At 70.5% G+C, this 23,320-nt stretch carries 19 protein-coding genes and 1 tRNA gene; 5 read left to right on the plus strand and 15 right to left on the minus strand.

Going from position 1 to position 23,320, the window contains the following annotated elements; translation table 11 throughout:
* Positions 1 to 3: 3 nt before the first annotated feature.
* Genes EJ357_RS22655 through EJ357_RS22665 form a run of 3 tightly spaced genes read right to left on the minus strand, consistent with a single transcriptional unit; the run spans position 4 to position 5,086 of the window.
* Complete coding sequence (locus EJ357_RS22655; RefSeq protein WP_126393401.1) at positions 4 to 513, minus strand: hypothetical protein; 510 nt, start codon at positions 511 to 513, stop codon at positions 4 to 6.
* Complete coding sequence (locus tag EJ357_RS22660) at positions 513 to 4,862, minus strand: phage tail protein (RefSeq protein ID WP_126393402.1); 4,350 nt, start codon at positions 4,860 to 4,862, stop codon at positions 513 to 515. Before EJ357_RS22660 ends, EJ357_RS22655 begins: the two co-directional genes overlap by 1 nt.
* Positions 4,859 to 5,086, minus strand: a complete 228-nt coding sequence (locus tag EJ357_RS22665) for a helix-turn-helix domain-containing protein (RefSeq protein ID WP_126393403.1) — start codon at positions 5,084 to 5,086, stop codon at positions 4,859 to 4,861. The genes EJ357_RS22660 and EJ357_RS22665 overlap by 4 nt, the downstream gene beginning before the upstream one ends.
* A gap of 359 nt (positions 5,087 to 5,445) precedes the next feature.
* On the opposite strand from EJ357_RS22665, the gene EJ357_RS22670 reads away from it, so the two are divergent.
* Positions 5,446 to 5,760, plus strand: a complete 315-nt coding sequence (locus EJ357_RS22670) for a hypothetical protein (RefSeq protein ID WP_126393404.1) — start codon at positions 5,446 to 5,448, stop codon at positions 5,758 to 5,760.
* A gap of 491 nt (positions 5,761 to 6,251) precedes the next feature.
* Here the strand turns inward: EJ357_RS22670 and EJ357_RS22675 are convergent, their stop codons facing one another.
* The 9 genes from EJ357_RS22675 to EJ357_RS22715 all read right to left on the minus strand — a co-directional run bounded on the left by EJ357_RS22675 (position 6,252) and on the right by EJ357_RS22715 (position 12,440).
* Entirely contained in the window at positions 6,252 to 6,563 is a 312-nt protein-coding gene (locus tag EJ357_RS22675; RefSeq protein ID WP_126393405.1) for a hypothetical protein, read from the minus strand.
* On the minus strand, positions 6,563 to 7,033 hold the full coding sequence (locus EJ357_RS22680; protein WP_126393406.1) for a hypothetical protein: 471 nt from the start codon (positions 7,031 to 7,033) through the stop codon (positions 6,563 to 6,565). Before EJ357_RS22680 ends, EJ357_RS22675 begins: the two co-directional genes overlap by 1 nt.
* A 275-nt stretch (positions 7,034 to 7,308) precedes the next feature.
* Positions 7,309 to 7,842 carry a hypothetical protein gene (locus tag EJ357_RS22685; protein ID WP_126393407.1) on the minus strand — a complete coding sequence of 178 codons (534 nt, stop codon included), beginning with the start codon at positions 7,840 to 7,842 and terminating at the stop codon, positions 7,309 to 7,311.
* A gap of 49 nt (positions 7,843 to 7,891) precedes the next feature.
* The gene (locus EJ357_RS22690; protein ID WP_126393408.1) at positions 7,892 to 8,113 is read right to left on the minus strand and encodes a hypothetical protein; all 222 of its coding nucleotides are present in this window, start codon (positions 8,111 to 8,113) and stop codon (positions 7,892 to 7,894) included.
* Positions 8,110 to 8,589, minus strand: coding sequence for a hypothetical protein (locus EJ357_RS22695; protein ID WP_126393409.1), 480 nt, complete (start codon positions 8,587 to 8,589; stop codon positions 8,110 to 8,112). Before EJ357_RS22695 ends, EJ357_RS22690 begins: the two co-directional genes overlap by 4 nt.
* Positions 8,590 to 8,817: 228 nt before the next feature.
* The gene (locus tag EJ357_RS22700) at positions 8,818 to 11,475 is read right to left on the minus strand and encodes a hypothetical protein (RefSeq protein ID WP_126393410.1); all 2,658 of its coding nucleotides are present in this window, start codon (positions 11,473 to 11,475) and stop codon (positions 8,818 to 8,820) included.
* Entirely contained in the window at positions 11,472 to 11,669 is a 198-nt protein-coding gene (locus EJ357_RS22705; protein WP_126393411.1) for a hypothetical protein, read from the minus strand. Before EJ357_RS22705 ends, EJ357_RS22700 begins: the two co-directional genes overlap by 4 nt.
* A gap of 208 nt (positions 11,670 to 11,877) precedes the next feature.
* Positions 11,878 to 12,216 carry a helix-turn-helix domain-containing protein gene (locus EJ357_RS22710; protein WP_126393412.1) on the minus strand — a complete coding sequence of 113 codons (339 nt, stop codon included), beginning with the start codon at positions 12,214 to 12,216 and terminating at the stop codon, positions 11,878 to 11,880.
* The gene (locus tag EJ357_RS22715) at positions 12,213 to 12,440 is read right to left on the minus strand and encodes a helix-turn-helix transcriptional regulator (protein WP_228473138.1); all 228 of its coding nucleotides are present in this window, start codon (positions 12,438 to 12,440) and stop codon (positions 12,213 to 12,215) included. Before EJ357_RS22715 ends, EJ357_RS22710 begins: the two co-directional genes overlap by 4 nt.
* Before the next feature lie 91 nt (positions 12,441 to 12,531).
* On the opposite strand from EJ357_RS22715, the gene EJ357_RS22720 reads away from it, so the two are divergent.
* Positions 12,532 to 13,191 carry a helix-turn-helix domain-containing protein gene (locus EJ357_RS22720; RefSeq protein ID WP_126393413.1) on the plus strand — a complete coding sequence of 220 codons (660 nt, stop codon included), beginning with the start codon at positions 12,532 to 12,534 and terminating at the stop codon, positions 13,189 to 13,191.
* Positions 13,188 to 14,699 carry a site-specific integrase gene (locus tag EJ357_RS22725; protein WP_126393414.1) on the plus strand — a complete coding sequence of 504 codons (1,512 nt, stop codon included), beginning with the start codon at positions 13,188 to 13,190 and terminating at the stop codon, positions 14,697 to 14,699. Before EJ357_RS22720 ends, EJ357_RS22725 begins: the two co-directional genes overlap by 4 nt.
* A gap of 60 nt (positions 14,700 to 14,759) precedes the next feature.
* On the opposite strand, the gene EJ357_RS22730 is transcribed toward EJ357_RS22725, so the two are convergent.
* Positions 14,760 to 14,853: transfer RNA gene (locus EJ357_RS22730), tRNA-Ser, on the minus strand.
* A gap of 181 nt (positions 14,854 to 15,034) precedes the next feature.
* Here EJ357_RS22730 and EJ357_RS22735 point away from each other — a divergent pair.
* Both EJ357_RS22735 and EJ357_RS22740 read left to right on the plus strand, forming a co-directional pair.
* On the plus strand, positions 15,035 to 15,538 hold the full coding sequence (locus EJ357_RS22735; RefSeq protein ID WP_126393415.1) for an SSI family serine proteinase inhibitor: 504 nt from the start codon (positions 15,035 to 15,037) through the stop codon (positions 15,536 to 15,538).
* Between the two features lie 440 nt (positions 15,539 to 15,978).
* The gene (locus EJ357_RS22740) at positions 15,979 to 20,310 is read left to right on the plus strand and encodes a hybrid sensor histidine kinase/response regulator (protein WP_126393416.1); all 4,332 of its coding nucleotides are present in this window, start codon (positions 15,979 to 15,981) and stop codon (positions 20,308 to 20,310) included.
* Positions 20,311 to 20,410: 100 nt separating this feature from the next.
* On the opposite strand, the gene EJ357_RS22745 is transcribed toward EJ357_RS22740, so the two are convergent.
* Positions 20,411 to 22,054: a long-chain fatty acid--CoA ligase gene (locus tag EJ357_RS22745; RefSeq protein ID WP_126399838.1), complete on the minus strand. Its 1,644-nt coding sequence runs from the start codon at positions 22,052 to 22,054 to the stop codon at positions 20,411 to 20,413.
* A 249-nt stretch (positions 22,055 to 22,303) separates the two neighbouring features.
* A complete protein-coding gene (locus EJ357_RS22750) occupies positions 22,304 to 22,864 on the minus strand; it encodes a SigE family RNA polymerase sigma factor (RefSeq protein ID WP_126393417.1) in 561 nt (186 codons plus the stop codon).
* Between the last annotated feature and the right edge of the window lie 456 nt (positions 22,865 to 23,320).

Here is a 23,320-nt window from a genome sequence, read left to right on the forward strand (position 1 = left end):
CGGCTACGCCTCGCCGAGGGCCTCGCGGGTGCGGCGGGCGGTGTCGGCTGCCGCCCACCGCGGAAAGCGTTCCTCGCTCCACCTGTGGCCGTTCAGGCAGGACATGGGCGACGGATCGGGGTCGAACACGTAGGAGTCGTACACGGCCGCCAGGCCCGACGTGGCGCGGCACTCGGGGCAGGCGATGGGCTGCTCGTCCGGCCCGCTCGCGCCGTCCGGCAGGTGGATCCATCCGGTGTCCCGAGGACGTAGCAGGCCCTCGCCGAGCGGGTGGATGCGGTCGAGGAACTCGGGGTCGTGTTCGAGGGCGCGGCGCAGCATGCCGGCGCCGAGCAGCCGCGGGAAGCACGGCTCGGGCCACAGATGGCCGTCCGGGCAGCGCATGTACGACGGATCCGGCCCGGCGTCCTCGAGGTCGAGGGCCACTGTGATGCCCTCCACGGCGCCGCACGTCGGGCAGCTGAAGCCGCCGCCAGGCAGCGGCCAGTGCACGACGCTGTTCGTCTCCGGCATCAGCGGCGCCTGCCCTTCTGGTACGTGAGGAGGGCGTCGTTGGTCTCCTTGGCGAGGAGGTCGGCAAACGCCTTCCGCTTGGCCGAGCTGGTGAGCAGGTCGTTGCTGGAGACGTTCACCGTCAGATTCACGACGGGCGCCATGGTCGCCGTGGCCGCGCCGCCAGATGCTCCGGGCATCAGGGCCGGCCGGACCCTCAGCCCCGCAGTGTTCCCGGACAGCAGCGTGTCGCCCTTGGCGAGGCGCTTGGTCCAGCCGGCTTCGACACCCATCGCGGAGAACTCGCCGATCGGCTCCATCAGCTTGGCCGGGGACTTGATGCCGAGCGCAGCCTTCAGGCTCTTCTCCATGCCCTTCGCGATGGCCATCATCGCGGCCTCAATCGCCTTCTGCTGCGCCGTCAGGCCCTTGACCAGACCCTCCGCGGCCTTGATGCCAGCCCCGTACATCGCATCGGCCGTGGTGGTCCCGGCCTTGTTCGCCGAGGTCTCCAACTGCTTCTGCAGCTCGTTGATGTGCTTGATCTGCTCGGGGGTGGCCGTGAGGAGTGACTGCGCGGTGGCCATACCGCCGCCGGTGATGCCGGCCCCGGCGATATCCGCGATGGCCGTGGCGTTGAGGCCCTTCGCCTTCAGGGCCTCAAGCTGCTTGGCGAACTCCGTCGTCCGGCCCGCGTCCATGGACAGCTGCTTGATCAGGGTCTCGGGGCTGGTCCCGTATTCCCCGATCTTCGTGATGTTCCCGAACGACACCAGCGACGACGACACGGACGTCTTGAGCTGGTCGAACTTGCCCTTCAAGTCGTCCAGCTTGCCCTTGGCCGACTCCAGCGCCTTGTTGACCCCAGCGAGCTTCTTCTCGTTGGCAAGCAGCGCCTTGCCCGCGCCGTCGAGCTGCTTCAGCAGCTTCGTCTCCGCCGACCCGTGCGTCGCCTTCTTGATCTGATTGCGCCAGTTGTTGAGCGTCCCGACCAGATCGTTGAGGCTGTCCGGGCGCGCCATGTCCCCGGCGAACTCAGTCGTCTTATAGCCCGCCATCTTGCCGAAGTGCGAGATCGTCAGGTCGGGCGTGGCCGACTTGCGGGCGTCCTTCTCCGCCTTCGAGACCTTGCCGCCCTTCGCGAACCCGGCCAGGCGCAGCCGGCCCGCGTTGAGCGCGTCCAGGAAGCCGACGCCGTACTTCGCGACAGCCGCCGCCCGCACCACGTACTCCGTGTTAGAAACCATGGCCGCGGCGCCCGAGCCCATCATCGCGAGGATGCTGTCCGACGTGCTGGTGCCGGGCCCGTCGACGTAGCCGCCGGACGGGAACGCCTGCACATCCCCGCCGGAGGCGTATCCGCGCACACGACCGCCCGAGGCGTAGCGGCCAGACGGGCCGAGGAAGGACGCGCCGTCGCTGCGGTAGTGGTAGGTGATGTTGTGGTTCGTGTACGTGTTCGCGGTCTTGCCGTTGAGGTTGTTCAGCGCCTTCGCGACCGCGGCGATGTCGCCGAGCGACTGCCCGTTCGCAGTGAACACCTCGGTCCGGCCGTCGGGCAACTGTTTCGTCTTCAAGCCCACGGCCTCGAGCGCCTTGATAGCCGCGGCGTTAAGGGTGTCGACCTTGACGCTCTTCGCATTGGGCGTCTTCTTGATCGCGGCCTGCACTTCTTGCAGGCCAGTGATGGCCGCCTGGCGCTCCAGCCTGATGCTCGTCTCGACGCTTTCCGGCGTGCCGAGGAGCCGGTTGACGTACTCGGTTGCGGCCTTCGTGTTGCCCTTGAACCCCTTGGTCGCGAGCTCCATCATCGTGGCGCGGAGCCCCTCAGACTCCGACTTCATCGACGCCATCGAGTCCCCAGCGGCGAGCGCAGACACGATCATCTCGTCATGCCGTTTCGAGACGTTCGACATGGCCTCGCCGTTCCGGCGGCCAGCCTCGGTGTGCTCGTCGAGGGTGGCGCCGTTCTCCTTGAACGACGCGGTCAGGTCGTCGATGCCCTGTTCGAAGGCGAGTTGCGCATCGTAGGCGGACCGGTTGGTGTCGTTGAGGGCAATGAGACTCGCCCGCAGCCCGTCCGCCGCGCTCTTCTGGGCGTCGAGCTTCGCCTTGGTCGCCATGGCCTGCTGCCCGAAGGCACCCATGCCGGCCGCGGCGAGGTCCGCTTCGGCCTTCAGCCCGGCGGCTGCCGCCCGATACCCGGGGAATGCGGCGTTGAACTCCTTGAGGGACATACCGCCCGCGAGCGCCGCCGCCTTGAAGTTGCGGAAGTGTTCGGCTGCCTGGTTGGCGTAGCCGTTGGTGGCCATCGCGGCGAGCTGCTGGTCGACCGCTTTGAAGTCGTCCTTGGTGGCGCCGACGCTTTCCGCGCCGCGCACCAGGTCGTCGAGCTTGGTGATCGCCGTGTCGGTGAAGGCTCCTAGCCCGGAGAACGCCGTGAATGGCTTCGCCTTCTCGAGGGCGGCGGACTCCGTCTTCAGCTTGCCCAGCTTGGCGACGAATCCGTCCATGTCCCCGAACGTGGCCTTCAACTCGCCGGTGAATTTGCCGGTGGTCGCAAGGGTCTTCAGTGCGGTGTTGAGCTTGTCGAGGTCCGGCGGTGCGCCGCGTGACGCTTCCGCCAGCTCGTTGATGGCGAACGCCGCAACACCGAGGACACCGAGCCCGACACTGGCCTTCTGAACCCGGGTCATACTCGCGGCCGTGGCCGACAGCGTCGGCCCCACACCGGCCGTGCGCATCAGCGTGAAGTAGGCGCCGAGGCGGGCGATGGCCGACGAGGTGACGACCGCGTTGACGCCGGCTACGCCGAGGCTCACGAGCTTCAGTGCCGCGTACAGCTCCAGCATGGTCGACAGGACGCTTGTCGGGATTGAGGCGACGAGCTTCGCGAACGCGTTCGCAACGTCCAGGATTCCGACGCCGACGTCCGAGGCGGCGACGAGGAGATGCGCCGCAGCCTTTGCGAGATTGCCGAACGTGTCGGCGACGAGCGGCCCGTTGGCGCGCACGTAGTCCATGAACTCCTGCATGTCGCTGCCGACTTCGCCGCCGTCGAGAGCCTGCGAGAACTTCACCAGGCCGCGGGTGGCGTCGGCTATCGCGCCAGCGGACCATCCGGCGAGCTTGTTCATGAACTGGTCGAAGCCGGGTGTCTGCATGCCGCCGGCTGCGACGTCCATCAGGTGCTGCAGTTCGGCCGAGACGCCGCGCACTGTGGGTGTGAGCTGCGGCAGCATCGCCTGGAACAGGCCGAGCGACTTGGTGACCACGGGCATGGTGTCCGCTGCGAGCGCGTCGGACCAGGCGTTGTACTCGTCCTTCAAGACGGACAGGGAGGCCGCCGCCTGCTGGGTGGCGGCCGGCATCCTCGCGAGAGCGCGCTGCTGCTCGAGGGCAGCCTTCGCGGCCTCGGCCGAGCCCCGCCCGTACTGCTCGACCGCCTCGTTGTACTTCGTCTGTGCCTGCGACGCCTCAGCAAGGTCTTTGATCTGCCCTGCCGCCGCGACCGCGAACGCGGCGACACCCGCGCCGGCCGCTGCCGCCTTCGCCGCAATCGCCGTCAGGCTGGCCGCTACGGGGATGAGCGCGGGGCTGAGGAGTAGCGCGGCCTGCGTGAGCTTCTCGAGGCCCCCGCCACCTCCTCCGCCACCCGAGCCAAGCCCTCCGAGGGAGGGGCGCAGGGCGCCCATGCTTCCGCCGACGCGGCGAAGGCTGCCGTCGAGGTCGTCGAGGTCGCCTCGCAGCGTCCGCGTGTTCCCGGACAGGGTGTTGAGGCGGCCGTCCGCGGTCTGCGCCCGGTTGGCGAACGCGTTCATGGCGGTGCCAGCGCGGGCCGTGGTGTCCCGCAGGTCCCGCATGGCGTCTGCGGTGGCGGCGACCCGTCCACGCAGGGTACGCAGCGAACGGGAGGCGTCGCCAGCGGCGTTGTCGAGGAGCTGCAGCGCGGCTGCGGCGGCTGCGCTGCGGGTTGCCAGCCCGGTGAGCGGGGTGCTGGTACGGCTGGTGTCGTCCCGCAGGTCCCGCATCGCCTGTGCCATGGCGACCAGTTGGGCGGTGTCGCCGCTGAACCGGGCGCGCAGCTGGACGGGGCTCTGCCGCTGAAGGTCCCGGATGGAGTCACGCATCGCGGCAATCCCGGCGCCGGCGCGGTCCTCGAGGTCGGCGCGTAGCCGGATGTTCCCGAGGGCCTTGATGCGGCCGAGCGTGCCCTCGAGCTTCGCGGCCTGCCGGTCGGCACGGTCGAACGCGCGTGCCGCCTCGGGCCCGACCCGCTTCAGCTTGTCGATGAACCGCTCGAGCTCGTCCTTCGCCTCACGCGTATTGGCCGTGACATCGACATGACCGGAGGCGACGAGGAAGCTCATGCTGCGGCCTCCGCGAGCTCGTCACGCCAGAGCAGCCGGTCGAGGGGGACGTCGACCGCCTCGGCGAGCGCGTCGGCGACGTCGACGGGTACGGGCGTGCGGCCTTGCTCGTAGCGGTAGACCTGCCAGCAGGAGCGTCCGACGCGGGTGGCAACGTCGTGGACGGACAGGCCTGCATCGCGGCGAGCGGTCCGCAGGGCAGGGCCAGAGAAGATACGCGGCACAGGGCATCCCAGGGCGTGGCAGCGGAGAGGGCTCGAGGTCTCTCGTCCGGCTCGCATCCCGCGACGGCCCGCGGCATCACGCCGCTCTATCGCCTACCGGTGCCCGCCGTTGTCCCTGTCTGGCGTCCTGCCTGAGCGGACCATCACGGTCCGCCGGGACCTTGGCATGTGGCAGCAACCTCAATTGGCACTGTACGCCAACCCTGCCACTCTGGCCATAGAATCGAAGGCTATTTGGCCGCTGCGTCCAATGATCCTCAGGTGTTCGCATTGCTGCGCCTGCCAGGCGCTACGGTTCGGCCATGCAAGCAGGGGATTGGGCAACCTGGGTGGGGTCGACGGCGGCCACAGTCGCGGCCGTGGCATCCGTAGCGGTGTGGTGGCGGGGGCGCGCCTCCGTCGCATGGCAGCTGCAGCAGGACGGCCGCAGTCGGCATGGGTTCCGCGCCGTGAACATCGGCGATGCGACCGCCAAGTCGGTACATGTGCGCGTGGGTTCCGCATCTGACCCCACGAATGTGGAGGACGAGCGGCGAGCCGAGTCGGTCTCCCCGAGCGAATCGGTTCGGATCCCGGTAGCGACGGACAGCGATTCCCGCGAGGACGTGGCTGTCGTCATCACCTGGGACGGCCGGCCGTGGGGGCGTGAGACCTGGACGTACCCGCTGCGCTGAGAAACCCGGCCGTGCCGCATGCGTGCCAACAGCCAACGAATGCTCAGGTCACAGCGTGCCAACCGCATCACCTATGCGGTTACACCCTTGGCATTCGAGGGGTGTCGGCAGTGGCATACCCCTGCGTGGTCCTCCACACCATGGAGAGAGGCCCCATCCGCACCGCAAGCGGAACCCGCAACCGTGTCGATATCGACACGGTTGGCCCCAGCTATGGGGCAGAGCCCCATACCTGCATTGCGCAGAAGACAACGCAGACACAGCTGCGCCCGGCCACCGTGCGGTGCGGCCGGGCGAAAATCAGCAGGCAGTGAATTCAGGCAGCGGGCGGCGGCTCCTCGACATCCTCGCGGGGTGTCAGCATCCGCTCGGCCGCCCTCCGCGCCCATGCCGGCGTCGGAGGCTGCGCGGCAGTCCTCGCCTCCGCCAGCTCATCCGCCGTGACGCCGTCGCCCGTTACGCGTGATGCCAGCCGCTCAGCCCAGCTCTTCCTATCGGCCACGGTCGGCCTCCTTTCGTCCGATCTTCAACGCCGCGGCCCCCAGGGCCTCGAGCGTGGTCTCGTCCTGCTTCTTGCGGAGCGGTGGCGGCGTCTGCCGCTGCTCGGCTATGGCCAGCAGGCCCTGGCTGCGGAGGCCGCCGAGCTGCTGCTCGTACACGCGCCGAAACTCCGGGTCGTTGCGGCGCCAGGCGCGCACCGTTCTCTCGGTGACGCCGCACAACTGCCCGACCCACTCAGCGGACCGGCCCTGCGCAAGCCACCGCGCGCCCTCGGCCTTCTTCTCCGCGCTGACCCGGGCCATCAGTCGATCCCGTCCGGGAGACTGCCCGCGGCATCCTGCACCAGGCCGATCGCGAACATCGCCGCCTTCTTGCCCGGCGACTCCTGGCCGCGCTCCGCGTTGACCGTCGGCCGGCCATCTCGCACCGACGCGTGTACCGCTGCGTGCCCAGCGGCCTTCCGCAACTCCTGCTCGGCCGCGACGAGATGCTCACGGGCCCGCTCCACGCAGGCGGCGAACCGGGCGTGCGAGTACTGCCGGATCTCCTGGGGGTGCTCGCGGGAGCCCTCGAGCAGCGCCGTGTGCGCCTCGCTGGCGGCTCGGTTGGCCTCGTCGAGCGGCGCCTGCAGCTGGTGCTTGGCGTGCACCGGGGCGACCCGCTGGTCGTTGAACGCGTCGGCCGCCTTCTGGCGCGTCTCGCGGTACGCGGCGAGCAGGGGGCGCAGCTGCTCGGGAAGCTGCTCTTCGGTGATCTCAACTCGGGTCGTCATGTGGTTCCTTCCTGTGGTGGCCACGGTCCATCGCGGTCCGCGGCCGAGGGGTTGTCAGGCGGCGGGAGGCTCCTCGCCGCGACGAACAGCAACGGCGGCACGAGACGCCTTGATGACCGCAGAGGCGTCTCCGACCGACCAACCGAGCGGGCAACTACGCGCGGCCTCGGAAAGGGCCTGCGCCGCCTTCGTGTGCGGGTCCGCCTCCGGCTCGGGCAGAACCACCCCGAGGGCCTTGGCGGCGAGACGCTGAGCGCTGCTCACGGGCCGGCCGGTCACGCCGCACGCTCCGCGTACAGGGTGGGCAGGACCGTCTCGCGGACGTAGCTGGCCGCGAAGCTGGCGGCGTTGCGGGCCGGGTGCTTGCGGGCGGTCGTCCGGTCGTCGACGTCGAGGACCGCTCGGCTGTCCTGGGCGCAGGCGTAAAGGGCTGCGGCCTCGGTCGCCTCCTCGAGGGCGGCGAGGAGTTCGGCCTTGGCGCGGGTGGCCCGCTCGAGGGCGTCGTCGAAGCCGGCGGCGCTGCTGTCGAGGAGAGCGCCGCGGTGCTTCAGGCTGGCGCCGAGCAGGACGTCGAGGGCGTCCCGCTCGGCGTCCTGGGCGGCCCGGGTCTTCTTCTGGAACGCGGCCAGCTCGGGGCCGGTGCCGTGCCCGCAGGTGCGCTCCGCCTCCTTGGCTTCGTCGACCTTGGCGGTGGCGGTCTCGAGCTTGTCGAGGAGCTTGGCGAGGGCGGCGGGGAGGTGGGCGCGGGTGAGCTTGACGCGGATGGCGGAGCGTCCGGCGTGGCTGAAGGTGTGGTCGTAGTCGGTCACGGTTCTCCTCGTTGGTGGGCGTGTTTCTACGTGCGGGAGATTTCTCCCGCTATGCCCCGCTTGCGGCGAGTGTCTCGTTGCTGTCGGGGTCGAAGATGGGGGCGAGTTGCTGCCCGAATTCAGCGAGGCGGCGCAGCTTGGCGGCGTGCCTCTTGGCGAGGCCGGCGGTGCGGGCTGCAGCGAGTTCTTCGCGTTGCTGGCGCTTGCGTTCGGCCTCGGCCTTGGCGCGGGCAATGCGCGCCTGTATCTGCTGCTCGACATGGCTGGTCATGGAGTGACCTCGCTGAATTCGGCGTAGATCGCTTTGGTCTGGTCCGCAAGTTCGGCGAGCAGGCGATACACCGCGCCGAGGTGGTAGTTCGGGACGCTGGTTCGGGGGACGCGGTCGTTCACGTGCAGCCAGTCGGTGACGAGGCTGAGCAGCCGATCGGCGCTGGACGGCTTGCGGTAGATAGGTGCGCCGGCCTCGAGGTCGTCGAGCCAGTCCCGCAGGTCCCGCGCCATGTAGAGCAGGCCGCCGTTCGCGCACGCCCAGCAGGGGCAGGTGTCGTCTCCCTCGCGGTGGCGGACGTCGTGCGTCTGGCAGTCGTCACGGTCGCATTCGAGGGCCTGCCGGATGCCGTCGTCGATGTCGTCGACCTGGTGGTCGAGCATGTGTCGAACCAGCTCGATGGCGTCGTTCCAGAGGGCGGCGATACCGAGAGCGGTTGCCTCGTCGACGTTGGCGATCAGTTTGGGGTCGAGCATGTCGGTCTCCTTCCGGAGGGGGGACGTGAGGGGGGACAGGGGGGACGCTGTTTGTCCCCCCGCCTCTCGCGCGTGATGCGAGTCAGCTAGTAATTGATCTTGATCTCTATATGTGCAGGTCAGAGGCTCGTTTGATCCGTAGACCTTTAGGCGGGTGAACGACTTTCGGTATCGCCCGGGGGAGAGAGGGGGGGACATTCGCTGTCCCCCGTCCCCCCTGTCCCCCCGTCACTCCGGTGCGATCGGGCCCGCAGCAAGGCGTCCGTCCCTGTCGGTGACCCACTCGCGCAACTCGGCGTAGGCGATGGCGTCGTTGATGTGCTTCTTGTCCCGCCCGGAGAACCTGGCCCGGAGCGCCTTGCGGGTGTTCAGCTCGCCGCCCTGGACGTAGTGCGCGATACGCGTAGCGATACGCAGGACCGCCTTGTCGGACCGCTCGTTCTCGGCGCTGATCTTTGCCTGCTCGACGCGGACTTCCTCGAAGATGCGGGCCTGTGTGCGCTTCTCCTGCTCCTCCCGCCACTGCCGCTCGATGTCCTCGAGGACCGCGTCGCGAGTCGCACACGACGCCTGCCAGACCATGTCTGCCAACTGCCAGTCGTCGCCGGTGACATGAAGCCGACCGGTGAGGACCGCCAGGAGCGAAGCCACCTTGACCCGCATCAACGGGGCATGGGAGTCCAGCGGGTTGAGTTCCGCAACGGGGATCTCTCCGCGCGCTTTCGCCAGGTCAGCGCGGCGCAGCTCCGTCCGGATCTCCTCGTCGAAGCTGATCAGGGTGGGCGCCTCGACGTCGACCGCGGTCCGCCAGGCGAGCAGTTCCCCGGGCCACGGCGGCTGCTCGTCAGGGATGGACGGGTCGATGACCTGCAGCCACAGGAAGCGCTGCGGAGTCCCCTCTCCGACCTCCTCGAACAGCGGGGCCACCGTTTCCGGCTGGAAGCCGACCAGGACGCCCATGCTGTACGAGCCTTTGGGGATGTACCTGCTGGTTTCCTTGCTGGCGTTGGTCTGCCCCAGGGTCTGCCCGACGGCTGCGCTCCGCAGGGCCTCGCCCAGCGTCGAACCTGAGCGCTCTTTCATGAGCCGGGTGAGTGAGGCGCCCTCGTCGACGTAGAAGAACGCGTTGTGCCTGACCTGCCTTCGGACGCGATGGGTGATCGCCTTGCCGCGGCTGTTGACCTCGCCCGTTTCTTCCTCGACGACGTCGATGAAGACCTCGGCCATGCCTTCGCCAGATCCGATGGGGAGACCGTCGCGGAAGTCGAGGCCCTGCGGCGTGGGCAGCAACAGCTCGGCGACCTCGACGCCTGTCGACTTGCCGATGCCGGAAGGGCCGATGAGTCCCCCGAACAGGTTGAGGGAGGCGTGCCCGGCGACACCCGTGTCTGCGCGGATGTAGTGGGAGACGAGGGCAGACAATCGGGTGAGCGTGGCAAGGACAGCGACATCCCCTGAGCGGTTGCGGGAGTGCCCGGCCTGACGGATGTGCCGCAGTTCCTCGCGGCGGGCGTAGAACTCTTCCGGCAGCAGCCCGGACGGCTTCGCGGGACCGGCCGACTCGTCCGGCTCGTCCGGTGGTTCGCTCAGGTCGTCCCAGTTGACCCCCTCCTCGAGCCGGGGCGGCTTGACGTCCTCGCGGATGCAGCGGCGGCGGACTTCGTCCAGCACGGTCCCCGGCAGGGAGCCGGCGGCGCCTCGGCTGTCGCGGCCAGCTGCTGCGCGGAGGATGTCGCTGGCGGCTTCGCTGACGTCGCCGCCGTAGTTGAGGTGCGCCCACAGGTTGCCGATGGTGAGCTTCCGCCCGGCTGGCTGGGCGCCGACGGGCAGGTCTGAGCGCTCGGACCAGTTGACGGCGACGTGGTCGTCGCAGAGCAGGCTGTAGGCGCTGCTCGAGGAGTCGCCGCCGACGGTGGGGCGCTTCCACCGTTCGCGGCCGTCGCTGTGGGTTCCCTCGTAGGTGAAGCCGTGGGGCTCGAGGACGTCCGCGAATCGCAGGGTGGCGGCGAGGATGTCGAGGGGCCCGTCGCCGGTCGGCTGCTGCCACCCTGCGGGTCGCGGCCTACGGGGCGCGGGCGCGGGCAGGCCGAGCCGCTGCCGCTTCCGTTCCTGCTTCTCCCGTGCCGCCTGCTCGAGGATTTCCCGTGCGGCGGGCGCGTGTTCGGCGACGAGTGCGGCGACGTCGCGGATGTCGTACACGGTGCCGTCTCCGGGGCCGATGCTGGTCGGCCGCTCGAGGCCTTCTTTGCGGTTGACCGTGCCGGGCAGCTTCATGAGCCGGTCGAGGTTGCCGACCTCGCTGTCCCATGACCAGCCGTATTGGTAGGCCTGCGCGGCGAGGATGGCCTGTACGCCCATGGTCAGTTCCTTGGCACGGGCGCGGTCGTCCTCGTCACCGATGATGTGCGCCTCGGCGAGCAGCCATGCGGGGTTGTAGCCGCCGCCCGAGTTGGTCCACCCGCTCGGGTCGGGCATTGGCGATTCGGCGACGACCTTGACGACGGCGTCGGCGTCGGGCGGTGCGGCCAGGTCGTCCGGCCCGGGCTTGTGGCCGATGGTCCCGAAGTCTCCGTCGGCCCACAGGTAGGTAAGTCCGTGGGCCAGGTCTTCGCCGCCCCGCCCCTGCTTCCCGTCAGGGCCGATCGGGGGGTGCTCGCGCAGGGTGGTTACCTGGGCGTAGATGCCTTGGGGCTTGCGACCGTCGATGCCGACGGCGTATTTGGTGGCGGCCGCAAGGCCGGCTTCGTCGGTGGCGAATCTCCGGCCCGCCCATCCATCGGCGTCGGAGCAGATGCTGACGAAGCCGGGGCAGCCCGCGTACAGGTGCGTGAGCCACGTCCGGATCACGTCCGGGTCCGCGGTCAACGGCGGCTGCTCGGCGGTCACTCGTTCTCCGTGCTGTTGAGGGCGGCGATGACGCCGTCGGCGATGAAGTGGACGTCTCGAACCCAGCGGCGGGCGCAGGCGCGGACGGCGCGCGGGCTCGGCTGTTCGGCGAGGTGTGCGCGGATGGAGCTGATGACGAGTTCGCGGCGGGCGCGTTCACGCATCAGCTGCTCGCGCAGCGGGTCGCTGTGCATGGCGTCTGGCAGGTCTGGCTGTTCGCCTGGTAGCCGCATCGCGGGCCGCACTACACTCGTAGTCGAGGTCGATGTCGTAGCAGGCGTCGGGGTGGGGTCCGGGATGAGCGCCGGGCCCCTTTCTCGTGAGGTCACTTCGCTGTCCGTTCGCGAGGCGAGGCGGTGCGGGTGCCCGAGCTGAGGCCGTCTCGCGAGTGGATGGGGTGAACTAGGCGCCCCGGAGCTGGTGCACGACGCCCGAAGCGGCAGGGGTGCAACCGCATTGAGACTGCGGTTGGTGCACTGTGACCTGCGGCGACTCATCGTGTTGGCACTGCGATGGCACTACCGGGGGAGCCTCGGCGGGGCCGAACAGATAGGCGACGATGTCGACGGTCGGGATCTTGATGCGCCGGCCGAGGCGGAGGACGCGGGTCATCGTCCACTCATTGCGGCGGATCGCGTCGTAGATCGTGTCCTTGTCGACGCCGAGGATCTCGGCGAGGACCGGGACCGCTGTCGTCGGGCCCTGCGCCTCGACAGCCTCACGGGTCCATGCGCCCGTCATGACGCCGACACCTCGGTCCCGGAGATCTGGAGGTAGGCGAGGACTTCCTCGCGGTCGTAGCGCAGGAGGCGCGGGCCGACTCGGCGCGGCTTGGGGCCGATTCCGACGCGCGCCCAGCGCTTGATGGTGTCGGGGTGGACGCGGGCGAGAGCGGCGTACTCGCGCCGAGTTATGCCCGCGTCGCGTTCGCTGAGATGCCGAACATCGGCGGATTCGTTTTCCACAAGCACAAGGGTGCACGTGGGGGTGCAAGGTGTCAACTTCCCCATGTATTGTCATCTCAGAAAACGGTCACGAGGGTGAAGGTGGAGGCGCGTGGAGGCGGAAGAGTGGAAGGCCAGGCTCGTGAAGGGTGTCGCCCAGCAGGTACGCCGCTACCGCCTTGAGCGCGGGATAAGCGTTCAGGGGCTGGCTGACATCTGCACTGAGCAGTACGGCTTGCCCATCAAGCGCTCCGTCCTCGCCAACTTCGAAGGCGGCCGTCGGCCGGCGCTCAGCGTGGTCGAGCTGATCGTTATCGCCCGCATCCTCCGCGTCCCACCCGCGCAGCTGCTGTTCCCTGTTGGCCTTGAGGAGTTGACCGAGGTTCTGCCCGGCCAGGCTGTCGACCCATGGGCGGCTCTCAAGTGGTTCACCGGCGAGGAAGACCGTCTGCCGTTGGACAAGGAGGCCGATCGGCAGGATGCCGAGCCGGTGCAGTTGTTCCGCCGACACGACCAGCTGACGGCTGATTGGCGGGAGAACAACCTGAACCTGCAGAACCTCATGCGCAGCGCGGCAGGCGGATCCGAGCCGCACCTTGCGCAGTTCGCCGCCGAGTCCTTGAAGCGCATCGCGGACACGCTCCGCGAGGTCCGCCAGGAGATGCGCAGCAAGGGGCTCACGCCTCCCCCCATCGAACAGTCCCTGGCGTACATCGACACGCCGGGGCTCGACATCAAGTACGTGGCACTGTCCGAGGAGAGTGATGAATGAAGCCGTACAAGGCCTGCTCGTGCCGGGATCCGGAGACGAAACGGCTACTGGGGAAGAAGTGTTCTGACCTGCCGAAGAAGGGTCACGGCGGCTGGTACGCCCGGTACGAAGCACCACCGTCCGCCGAGGGGAAGCGCCGACAGCCGCGTATCGGGCCGTACACCACCGAGACGGAGTGCAAGAAGGAGCTGGCGAAGGTGCTCGGCACCGCGGCCAGCCCGAAGGCTCACGACGAGCGGAAGACGACGCTCGGCGAGTACCTCGAGCGTCGCTACGCCTGGCGCGTGTCGGAGGCCGAGACCGGCGAGGGCCTGAAGAAGGGCACCCTCGACGCCGAGCGCGAGGCGATCGACCTGTACGGCAAGCCGGGGCTCGGGCACATCAAGGTCGTCGACCTCACTGACGAGCACTTCCGTGAGCTGTACGCGGCGATGCGGAAGATCAACCGGCCGGAGGAACAAGGCGACCGGTCGGAGATCCTGCGCCGCCTGAAGGACGCCCGTGCCACCCGCGGCGGCCGGCGGGTGCATACCCGACCGATCGGCGAGAGCCGTATCCGCCGCGTCCACGCGGTCCTGCACGGCGCCCTGACGGACGCGGTGAAGCTGTCGAAGATCCGCCCGGACAACCCGGCTGACGGGGTTTGGCGGACGAAGGGCGGCAAGCGGAAGCCGGGCCGAGCGAAGCCCCTGCTGTGGACCGACGAGCGTGTCGAGCAGTGGCTGAGGACTGGCGTCGTCCCGGCGAAGGTCATGGTGTGGACGGCGGCCCAGACGGGCAACTTCCTCGACTTCGCGGACGCCTGCGAGGAACGCCTGTACCCGGCGTTCCATCTCGACGCGTACTACGGGCCGCGCCGAGGCGAGTTGGTCGCTGCCGAAGAGCAGAGCCTGAGCCTCGAGCGGGCCCGGCTGCACATTCTTCAGTCGCAGTCCGATGACGAGCTGGACGACACCAAGACGGAGGCGGGATGGCGGCAAGTCCCTCTCGACCCGGAGACGGTGCGCGTCCACAGGGCGTGGCACAAGCGGAAGCTCGAGGAGCGGCTGCGCTGGGGTGAGCTGTACCAGGATTCGGGGCGCGTGTACTGCTACGAGGACGGAACGGCGCTGAAGGCGGAGTACTTGTCGAGCCGCTTCCGGATCCTGATCGAGCGGCACAAGAACCTGCGGGACGGCGTGCGGGAGAAGGGCTGGTCTGTCGAGCGGGCCGCCCGCCACTACCGGACGACGGTCGCGGCCGTTGAGGTCGCCCTACTGATGCCGCTGCCGCCGATCCGTCTGCATGATCTGCGCCACGGTGCGGCGACGATGCTTCTCGCGGCCGGCGTTGACGACAAGTTCGTCAGTGAGGTGCTCGGCCACGCCTCGGTGTCCTTCACGAAGGACGTGTACGCGGTGGTCGCTGAGGAGATGGCGGCCGATGCCACGCGCCGAATCGCTGCCTTTATCCCGCGCCAGAATCGCCTTTCGGCGGTTGGTGCCATCTCTGTGCCATCTGGGGGCTGAAAGTGGCCCTTAACGCGACTCAGGGAGCCCAGCCGTTTCGGGCCGAACTCCCTGGTCAGGTGGCGGAGGCGGAGGGATTTGAACCCTCGATGGGCTTTAAGGCCCAAACCGCATTAGCAGTGCGGCGCCATAGACCGGACTAGGCGACGCCTCCAGCACAGCCGCTCGCGCGAGCGCGATTGGTGCGTGCAGATGATGACACAGTCGAGCGTGGTGTCACCAATCGACGTCCACGGTACTAGGCAGGGAGGCCACAGGGCAAAGCCCTTCCCGGCGCGCTTCGCCGGGTGCGTCGCGGGGCGCAACGTCGGGGGGCGTACGGCGTTAGTCAGGTCATGTTGCAGGTCAACCGTTCCGCCGCGGCCGGGCGCCTCCGGCGGCTTCTCGTCGTCGCCGCCGGATCCCTCGTCGCCGTCGGCTCCGCCACCGTCGCGCCCGCCTCGGCGTACGCCCAGGCCGCGCCCCTCCCCCTGCCACCCCTCCACGAGCCCGGCCGCTCCGACGACCACCTCACCGTCACCGTCCGCGACGCCGGCGGCGGCCACGACGGGACCTACGAGCTGTACTGCCACCCCGACGGCGGCGACCACCCCGACGTGGCCGACGCCTGTGCCGCCCTCGATCGCGGCACCCGGTGGGGCAAGGACGCCTTCGCTCCCGTACCGAAGGACACCCTGTGCACCATGCAGTACGGCGGTCCCGCCACCGCGCATGTCACCGGGACCTGGGCCGGGCGGCCCGTCGACGCGCGGTACGACCGTGGTGACGGGTGTCAGATCGGGCGGTGGGACCGGCTCGTGCCGGTGCTTCCCGATCTGAGGCAGGAGGGGCGGGTGTAGCCCACCTCCCACGGCCCACCTCCCCCCACGGCCGATTTCCCCCCACGGCCGACCTCCCCAACGACCGAATCACCCACACGGCCCACCGCCCACGACCGACGCCCCACCACCCACCGTCTCCGCCCCTCCCCGGAGCCAGGAAGCAGGGGCTCCGGTCCGCGGTCGGACAGTCTTCGTACAGGCTTTCCAAGGGGGAAGCACCGGGTCCGTAAATGTCCCGCGAAGGTCTCGCGAAGTCCGAAGGGTGCTGGAAGGGAGGCTGGCGGGACATCTGCACAGGCGGTCATACGTTCTGGGTCACTTCGTCGTGCGACGTCCCTCTCATCCGGCGTCGCGAGCGCAACCCCAGCCCTTAGACTCCCTCGCGTGACACGTCGCGGGCCGGTTGGCAAGATGGCCCGAGCGGTCGGCAAGGTGCGGTAACAGGGAGGAAGCGTCTCGTGAGCAGCAGGCCATCCCGAGGCGCTGCTCGCCTCGCAGCCATACTCGACGCGCTGCCCGATGCGTTGGTGCTGGTCAACGCCAATGGGACCGTCGTCAACGCCAACACCATCGCCCTGGAGACCTTCGAGGCACCGGGGACCGCTCTGGTGGGGCGGGGGCTGTTGGATCTCCTGCCGCATTTCGACTCCAAGCTGATTCCCGGCTCCATGCGGCGGCCCGATCACATGGACCCGCAGGGGCGGACCAAGCCGACCCGGATGATGGCGCGGCGGACGGACGGGAGCGAGTTCCCGGTCGAGGTCACGTCCGCGAATCTTGAGAACGGGCAACAGGCCTACGACGGCTACGGCTACACGGGCGACGAGCTGCTCATGCTCGTCGTGCGGGACCTCTCCGGGACCGTCGACACCGAGGCCGAGCTGGCGCGTTCGCAGCGGCAGACCGAGATGATCCTGCGGGCCGCCTCCGAGGGTGTGGTCGGGACCGACACCGACGGGCGGATCGTGCTCGTCAACCCGGCCGCAGCTCAGATCCTGGGCTATCGGGCCAGTGACCTCGGCGGACGCGAGCTGCACACGCTCGTCCTGCATTCACGTGCCGACGGGTCGCCCTTCCCGTACGAGGAGTCCCCGCTCGCCGACACCCTGCGCTCCGGACGCAAGCACCGGGTGCGCGGGCAGGTGCTGTGGTCCAAGGGCGGGGACAAGGTGTCCGTCGACCTGACGACCGCGCCCGTGCGCGACGGCGAGCAGCTCGTCGGCGCCGTGATGACCTTCACCGACCGGCGGCCCTACGACGCCCTCGCCGAGGAGAAGGACGCCGCGGAGAAGCAGCACGCCGAGGAGCTGGAGCGGCTCGCCGAGGAGCACGCCTCCGAGCTGACCGCCCTGCGGCAGAAGCACGTGGCTGAGGCCGAGGAGCTTCAGGAGCGGCACCAGGAGGAGCTGGCCGCCGGCGAGGAGCGCTACGCCGCGCTCGGGGAGCGGGAGAAGGACCGGTACGAGGCTCTGGCGGGGCGGCACGAGCAGCTGCTGACGCTGCTCGCGGGCTCGTTGCGCGGGCCGCTCGACGAGCTGCGCCGTGAGCTGGCCGCGCTCGCCGCGGACGACGCCGGGCAGTTGTGGCCCGAGGCCAACCAGGTGCTGCATCACCTCTCCGCCGGGTACTCGCGGATCACGACCCTGATCGACAACGTGCTCCAGTACCAGCGGCTCGACTCCGGTAGTGACGCCGTCTCCCGTACGAAGGTGATGCTCGACGCCGTCGTCGCCGCGGGTGTCGACGGGGCCGTCGAGCTCATCGGGCCCGGGCGGGTGCAGTTCGCCGTGCACGCTCCGCCCATCGAGGCCGAGGTCGACCCACAGCGCCTCGCGACCGCGCTCGCGCATCTCGTCGCGGATGTCGCGGGGGTCGACGCGACCGGCAACTCGCCGGTGTCGGCGGGCGGTTACATGGACAACACCGTGGTCGTCGCGGCGGCGCAGCGCGGTGAGGTCGTACGGATCGAGGTGCGCGGGCCGTACGCCGGGGGAGATCCGGTGCACGAGCCGATCGTGCGGGGGATCGTGCGGGCTCACGGTGGGGTGCTGCAGACGCACGAGGTGCCGGGCATGAGCGGCAGCGCGTTCGTCCTGGAGGTGCCGATCGGGGGTGGGGCCGGGGCTGTGTCCGCCGCTCCCGTCGACTCCCTCCCGGCCGAGGCCGGTGACGTCACCGAGGGTGCCCCCGCAGGGGACGAGCAGGGTGGCGGCAGTGGGCGGCGGCGGGCCCGGCGGGCCTCCGTCGACGCCTTCCTGGAGGGCGACACGCCCGAGGTCGACGGTGCCGACGCCGAGGGTACGGCGCCCACCGGACGGCGCCGCAGGCGCGCGGCCGCTCCGGAGCTCCCCCAGGGGGCACAGGACGGTGGCGGTGAGGCTTCCGGCGGTACGGGACGGCGCCGCGGACGACCGGCCGAGGACGGCGGGGACGGCGGAGACGGTGTCTCCGAGGGCGCCGTTGTGACGGCCGCCGAGCATGCTGCGGGCACCGCGGCCGCCGGGAACGGCCTCGGCGGGACCGTTCCGCCTCAGGGGGTGCCCGCGCCCGGTGGGCGACGTGCTCGGCGGGACGGCGGGGAGCAGCACGCGCTGCCGCCCGCGCTGCCCGCGGGCGGTGACGGCGGACAAGCGCCCTCCGGGGCCGGTACGGCCGACTCGGGTGAGGGTTCTCAGCCGACCGGGCGGCGTCGGCGTGCGCTGGCCGCGGCGTCGGAGCGTGCGGCTGAGCAGGCGCAGGCCCAGGAGGCGGGGCCCCGGAAGGTGTTCGCGCTGCCGCCCGCCGAGGCGGACCGCGGGGTCGCCCCCGGGCCGGAGGGGCGGGGTGGCACTGAGCCGGCTCCGACTCCGGCTGCGGCTGCGGCTGCGGCTGCGGCTGGGATGCCTGCGGGTGCGGCGCCTGGGGGTGCGGTTGTGGCGCCTGCGGGTGCGGCTCCGGCTTCGCCGATTGCTCCAGGGGCGGTTCCGGCGGTTCCGGGGCAGGGCGCTCCCGGTGACGTACTCATGGACGAGGGGCGGCACGACGCCGTACCGCACGATCAGGCCGAGGACCACACCCCGCCGCAGCCGCATCCGACCAGCGCGCCGACCGGGCGTCGCCGACGGGCCGTCGGCCAGCCGGGGGAGGCGGCCGGGACGCCCGCGCAGGGTACGCCCGCCCCGGGCGCTGCGGGGCAGGCAGCGCCGGGGCAGCCTCTGCCGGTGCCCGGCCAGGCCACGCCCGCGCAGCCGGTTCCGGGCGGGCCCCTCCCCGCCGAGACCCCCGGTCACGGGGTCCCCGCGCAGGGCACGCCGGCCCAGGGCGTTCCGGCCCCGCAGCCGTGGCCCGCTGCCGACGGCACCTCCGGCGACGGGATGGCCGTACCGGCGAACGGCGCCGCCACCCCCGTACCGCCGAACCCGAACGCCTCTCAGCAGACCCAGCCCCAGCCCGCCCCCGGCACCCCGGCCGCGGGCACTCCGCTGCCTCCCGAGGCCGCGGCGGCGGGCCCGGCCGCCCAGCAGCAGCGTGCGGCACAGCCCCTCCCGGCCGAAGCCGCCGCTTCGGGCGCACCCGTCGACCCGAACTCCACGCAGGGTCGGGCGATCAGTGTGCGGACGTTGGGGCAGGGCGTGCCCTTCACGCGGCAGGCGGCGCAGGTGCAGCAGCCCGCGCAGGCCCCGCAGCCGGCGCAGCTGTCCCAGGCATCTCAGCTGTCACAGGCATCTCAGTCGACGGCCACTCCTCCCCCGCATCAGACCAACGGCGGACGGCGCCGCAAGCTGGGTACGCCCCCCGACCCCGCCGCGCGGGCGTCCGCCTCGGCGGAGCAGACGGCCCGGCCGCATCCGCCGGCCGAGAAGCCGGTGCCCGCTCAGCCGGTGCCCGCGCAACCGTCGCTCGGCGGGCAGCCCCAGCCGTCGCTGGCGGGGCAGGCGCGGCTGGCGCCGATGACCGAGGGCGCCGGGCGGTCGTACGCCATAGGCGCGCCGGACGAGAACGCCGCCGAGGGGCCGGAGCCGTTGGACGGGCCGGGCGGCGCCATCGAGGTCGCCGACACACCGCGCCCGCAGCCGATGGACGACGAGCTTCCGCCGGAGCCGCTCGACAACCCGCGGCGGCTGCTGGTGTGGCCGGCGCCGGACGTGACGACCCAGCAGGCGCTGAGCGACCGCGGCTACCGGCCGGTCATCGTGCACTCGCGCGAGGAGGTCGACGCGCAGATCGCGGCGTTCCCGGCCGCGCTGTTCGTCGACCCGCTGACCGGGCCGATCACGCGGACCGCGCTGCAGTCGCTGCGGCAGGCCGCCGTCGCCGCCGAGGTGCCGGTGATGGTGACCGCGGGTCTCGGACAAGCCTCGCGAGAGGCGGCCTACGGCGCCGATCCGGCCGTACTGCTGAAGGCGCTCGCGCCCCGGGACACCGAGCAGCACCCGCCGCGCGTGCTGCTCATCGAGGAGCATGCGGAGATCGCGCTGGCGCTGACGGCGACGTTGGAGCGGCGTGGGATGCAGGTGGCGCGGGCCGCGAGCGATGCCGACGCGGTGACGCTGGCGGGCGACTTCCGGCCGAACCTGGTCGTGATGGACCTGATGCAGGTGCACCGGCGCCGGGCCGGCATCGTCGACTGGCTGCGCGCGAACGGGCAGCTCAACCGCACCCCGCTCGTCGTCTACACGGCCGCCGTCGACCAGGCCGACCTGCCGAGGCTGGCCTCCGGCGAGACGGTCCTGTTCCTCGCGGAGCGCTCCACCAGCGCCGAGGTGCAGTCGCGGATCGTGGACCTGCTGTCGCGGATCGGGACCAACTGACTTACGCCCCTCATGGGTGAGAACGTACGCGGCGGCCGGGACGAGTTCGCCTCGTCCCGGCCGCCGCGCGTATGTCAGGGCCGACCGCCCGCTCGACGCGTCAGAGCTGGGTGACGTCCAGGTCGCCCTCGGCGTACTGCCTGCGCAGCACCTTCTTGTCGAACTTGCCGACGCTCGTCTTCGGCACCGCCGCGATGACCGTCCAGCGCTCCGGGAGCTGCCACTTGGCGATCTTGCCCTCCTCGGCGAGGAAGGTGCGCAGGGTCTCGAAGTCGGTGCTGGCGCCCTCCTTGAGGACGACCGTGGCCAGCGGGCGCTCGCCCCACTTGTCGTCGGGGACGGCGACCACGGCGGCCTCGGCGACGTCCGGGTGGGACATCAGCGCGTTCTCCAGCTCCACCGAGGAGATCCACTCGCCGCCGGACTTGATGACGTCCTTGGCGCGGTCGGTCAGGGTGAGGAAGCCGTCGGGGGAGATGATGCCGACGTCGCCGGTCTTCAGCCAGCCGTCCTCGCTGAACTTGTCGGCGGGGCGCAGGGGTTCGGCGTCGGGGCCGTTGTAGTAGGCGCCCGCGATCCAGGGGCCGCGCACCTCCAGCTCGCCGGCCGACTCGCCGTCCCAGGGGAGGCGTTCGCCGCCGGGGCCGGTGAGGCGGGCCTCGACGGAGGTGGGGAAGCGGCCCTGGGTCAGCCGGTACCCGAACTCCTCCTCCGTACCGACCGCGTGGGCCGGCGGACGGGCGACCGTGCCGAGGGGCGACGTCTCCGTCATGCCCCAGGCGTGACAGACCCGCATGCCCAGCTTGTCGAAGGCCTGCATGAGGGAGGGCGGGCAGGCCGAGCCGCCGATGGTGACCTGGCCGAGGGTGGAGACGTCCCGCGGCTTGGCGGTGAGCTCGGCCAGCAGGCCCTGCCAGATGGTGGGCACCGCGGCCGCGTGGGTCGGCTTCTCGCCCTCGATCATCTCGGCGAGCGGCGCGGGCTGGAGGAAGCGGTCCGGCATCAGCATGTTGACGCCGGTCATGAAGGTGGCGTGCGGCAGGCCCCAGGCGTTGACGTGGAACTGCGGGACCACGACGAGCGAAGTGTCCTGGTCCGTCAGACCCATCGACTGGGTCATGTTGACCTGCATGGAGTGCAGGTAGATCGAACGGTGGGAGTAGACGACGCCCTTCGGGTCGCCCGTGGTGCCGGAGGTGTAGCACATGGCGGCGGCCTGCCGCTCGTCCAGCTCCGGCCAGTCGTACGTGATCGGCTTGCCGGTGATCAGGTCCTCGTACTCGTGCACCTGAACGTCGGCGTCGGCGAGTCCGGAACGGTCACCCGGACCCGACACCACCACGTGCTTCACCGTCTTGAGGTGCGGCAGCAACGGGACGAGCAGGGGCAGGAGCGAACCGTTGGCGATGACGACGCGGTCGGCCGCGTGGTTGACGATCCAGGCCAGCTGCTCGGCCGGGAGCCGCAGGTTGAGGGTGTGCAGCACCGCGCCCATGGAGGGGATCGCGAAGTACGCCTCGACGTGCTCGGCGTTGTTCCACATCAGGGTCGCGACCCGCTCGTCGGCGGCCACGCCGAGATCGTCGCGCAGGGCGTGGGCCAGCTGCGCCGCACGCGCACCGACCTCGGCGAAGGAACGGCGGTGCGGCTCGGCCTCGCCGGTCCAGGTGGTGACCTGCGATGTGCCGTGGATGGTCGACCCGTGGGTCAGGATCCTAGAGATCAGCAGCGGTACGTCCTGCATCGTGCTCAGCACGGCGTCCTCCCGGGGGCGACATTGCCTACGCGGTGGTAAGGGTTGCGGAGATTCTGCGCGCATACCGCGCGGTATGTCACTAGGGTCGGGCGATCGATCATGTCACGTTGCGTTCATGCAGCCGTGACGATAACGGGGTACGGGGCAATCGGGAGGTGGCCCCCACACCCCGATGCCGCCCATACCCCCAGGTCAGGGGCGCTCGACCGCCGCCTCACCGCCGGCTCTGCGCCGCCGCTACCGGGCCAGCACCAGCTCAGGGTCCTCGCGCAGCTTGCCCAGCGCACGGGACACCGCCGACTTGACGGTGCCCACGGACACCCCGAGCACCTCTGCCGTCTGCACCTCGCTGAGGTCCTCGTAGTACCGCAGGACGACCATCGCCCGCTGCCGCGCCGGCAGCCGCATGATCGCCCGCCACATGGCGTCGTGCAGCGCCTGCTGCTCCGCTGGGTCGTCGTGGCAGCCCGGCCTGGGCTCCGGCTCGGGCAGCTCTTCGCAGGCGAACTCGTCGACCTTGCGCTTGCGCCACTGCGACGTCCGCGTGTTCAGCAGCGCCCTGCGCACATAGCCGTCGAGAGCGCGATGGTCCTCGATGCGCTCCCAGGCCACGTATGTCTTGGTGAGCGCGGTCTGCAGCAGGTCCTCCGCGTCGCTCGGGTTCGCGGTCAGCGACCGGGCGGTACGCAGCAGCACCGGCTGGCGGGCCCGCACGTACGACGTGAAGGAGGGGTACGTCGCGTTCGGAAAGGCCCGCGTCGCGGCGTCGGAAGCGCTGGTGCAGACGGGTGTGGTCATGGCTCCACGCTATGAGCGACCCCTCCTTCAGCGGATCGGCCGCAGGTGCCGAAGCAGCGTCCGCCTCAGGTTGTAGGGGTGGGGCTGACTCCACCTCCTGAAGGTGGACGAGTGGGGGACAGGTACTGCGGGATTACCCCTGGGGGTCATCCGTCGGCGGCGACGTGGAGGGCCTTCCGTTGGCTGCGGGCTGAGGCATCTGTCGGCGGCGGGGCCGAGGGCGGTCCGTGGGCGGCGAGGGTGGGGCATCCGTGGGCGGGGTAGGCGGAGCACCGTCCGTCGAAGGCGAGGCCGGAGGCACCCGTGGGCGGCGAGGGTGGAGCGCCATCCGTCGGAGGCAAGGCAGAGAACCCTCCGTCGGAGGCAAGGCAGAGAACCCTCCGTCGGAGGCAAGGCCGGAGGCACCCGTGGGCAGCCCTCGGCGGCACAACCGGACTCACTCACCAGCGGCACCAC

Origin of the sequence: Streptomyces cyaneochromogenes, from assembly GCF_003963535.1 — a bacterium.
Taxonomy (GTDB): domain Bacteria; phylum Actinomycetota; class Actinomycetes; order Streptomycetales; family Streptomycetaceae; genus Streptomyces; species Streptomyces shaanxiensis.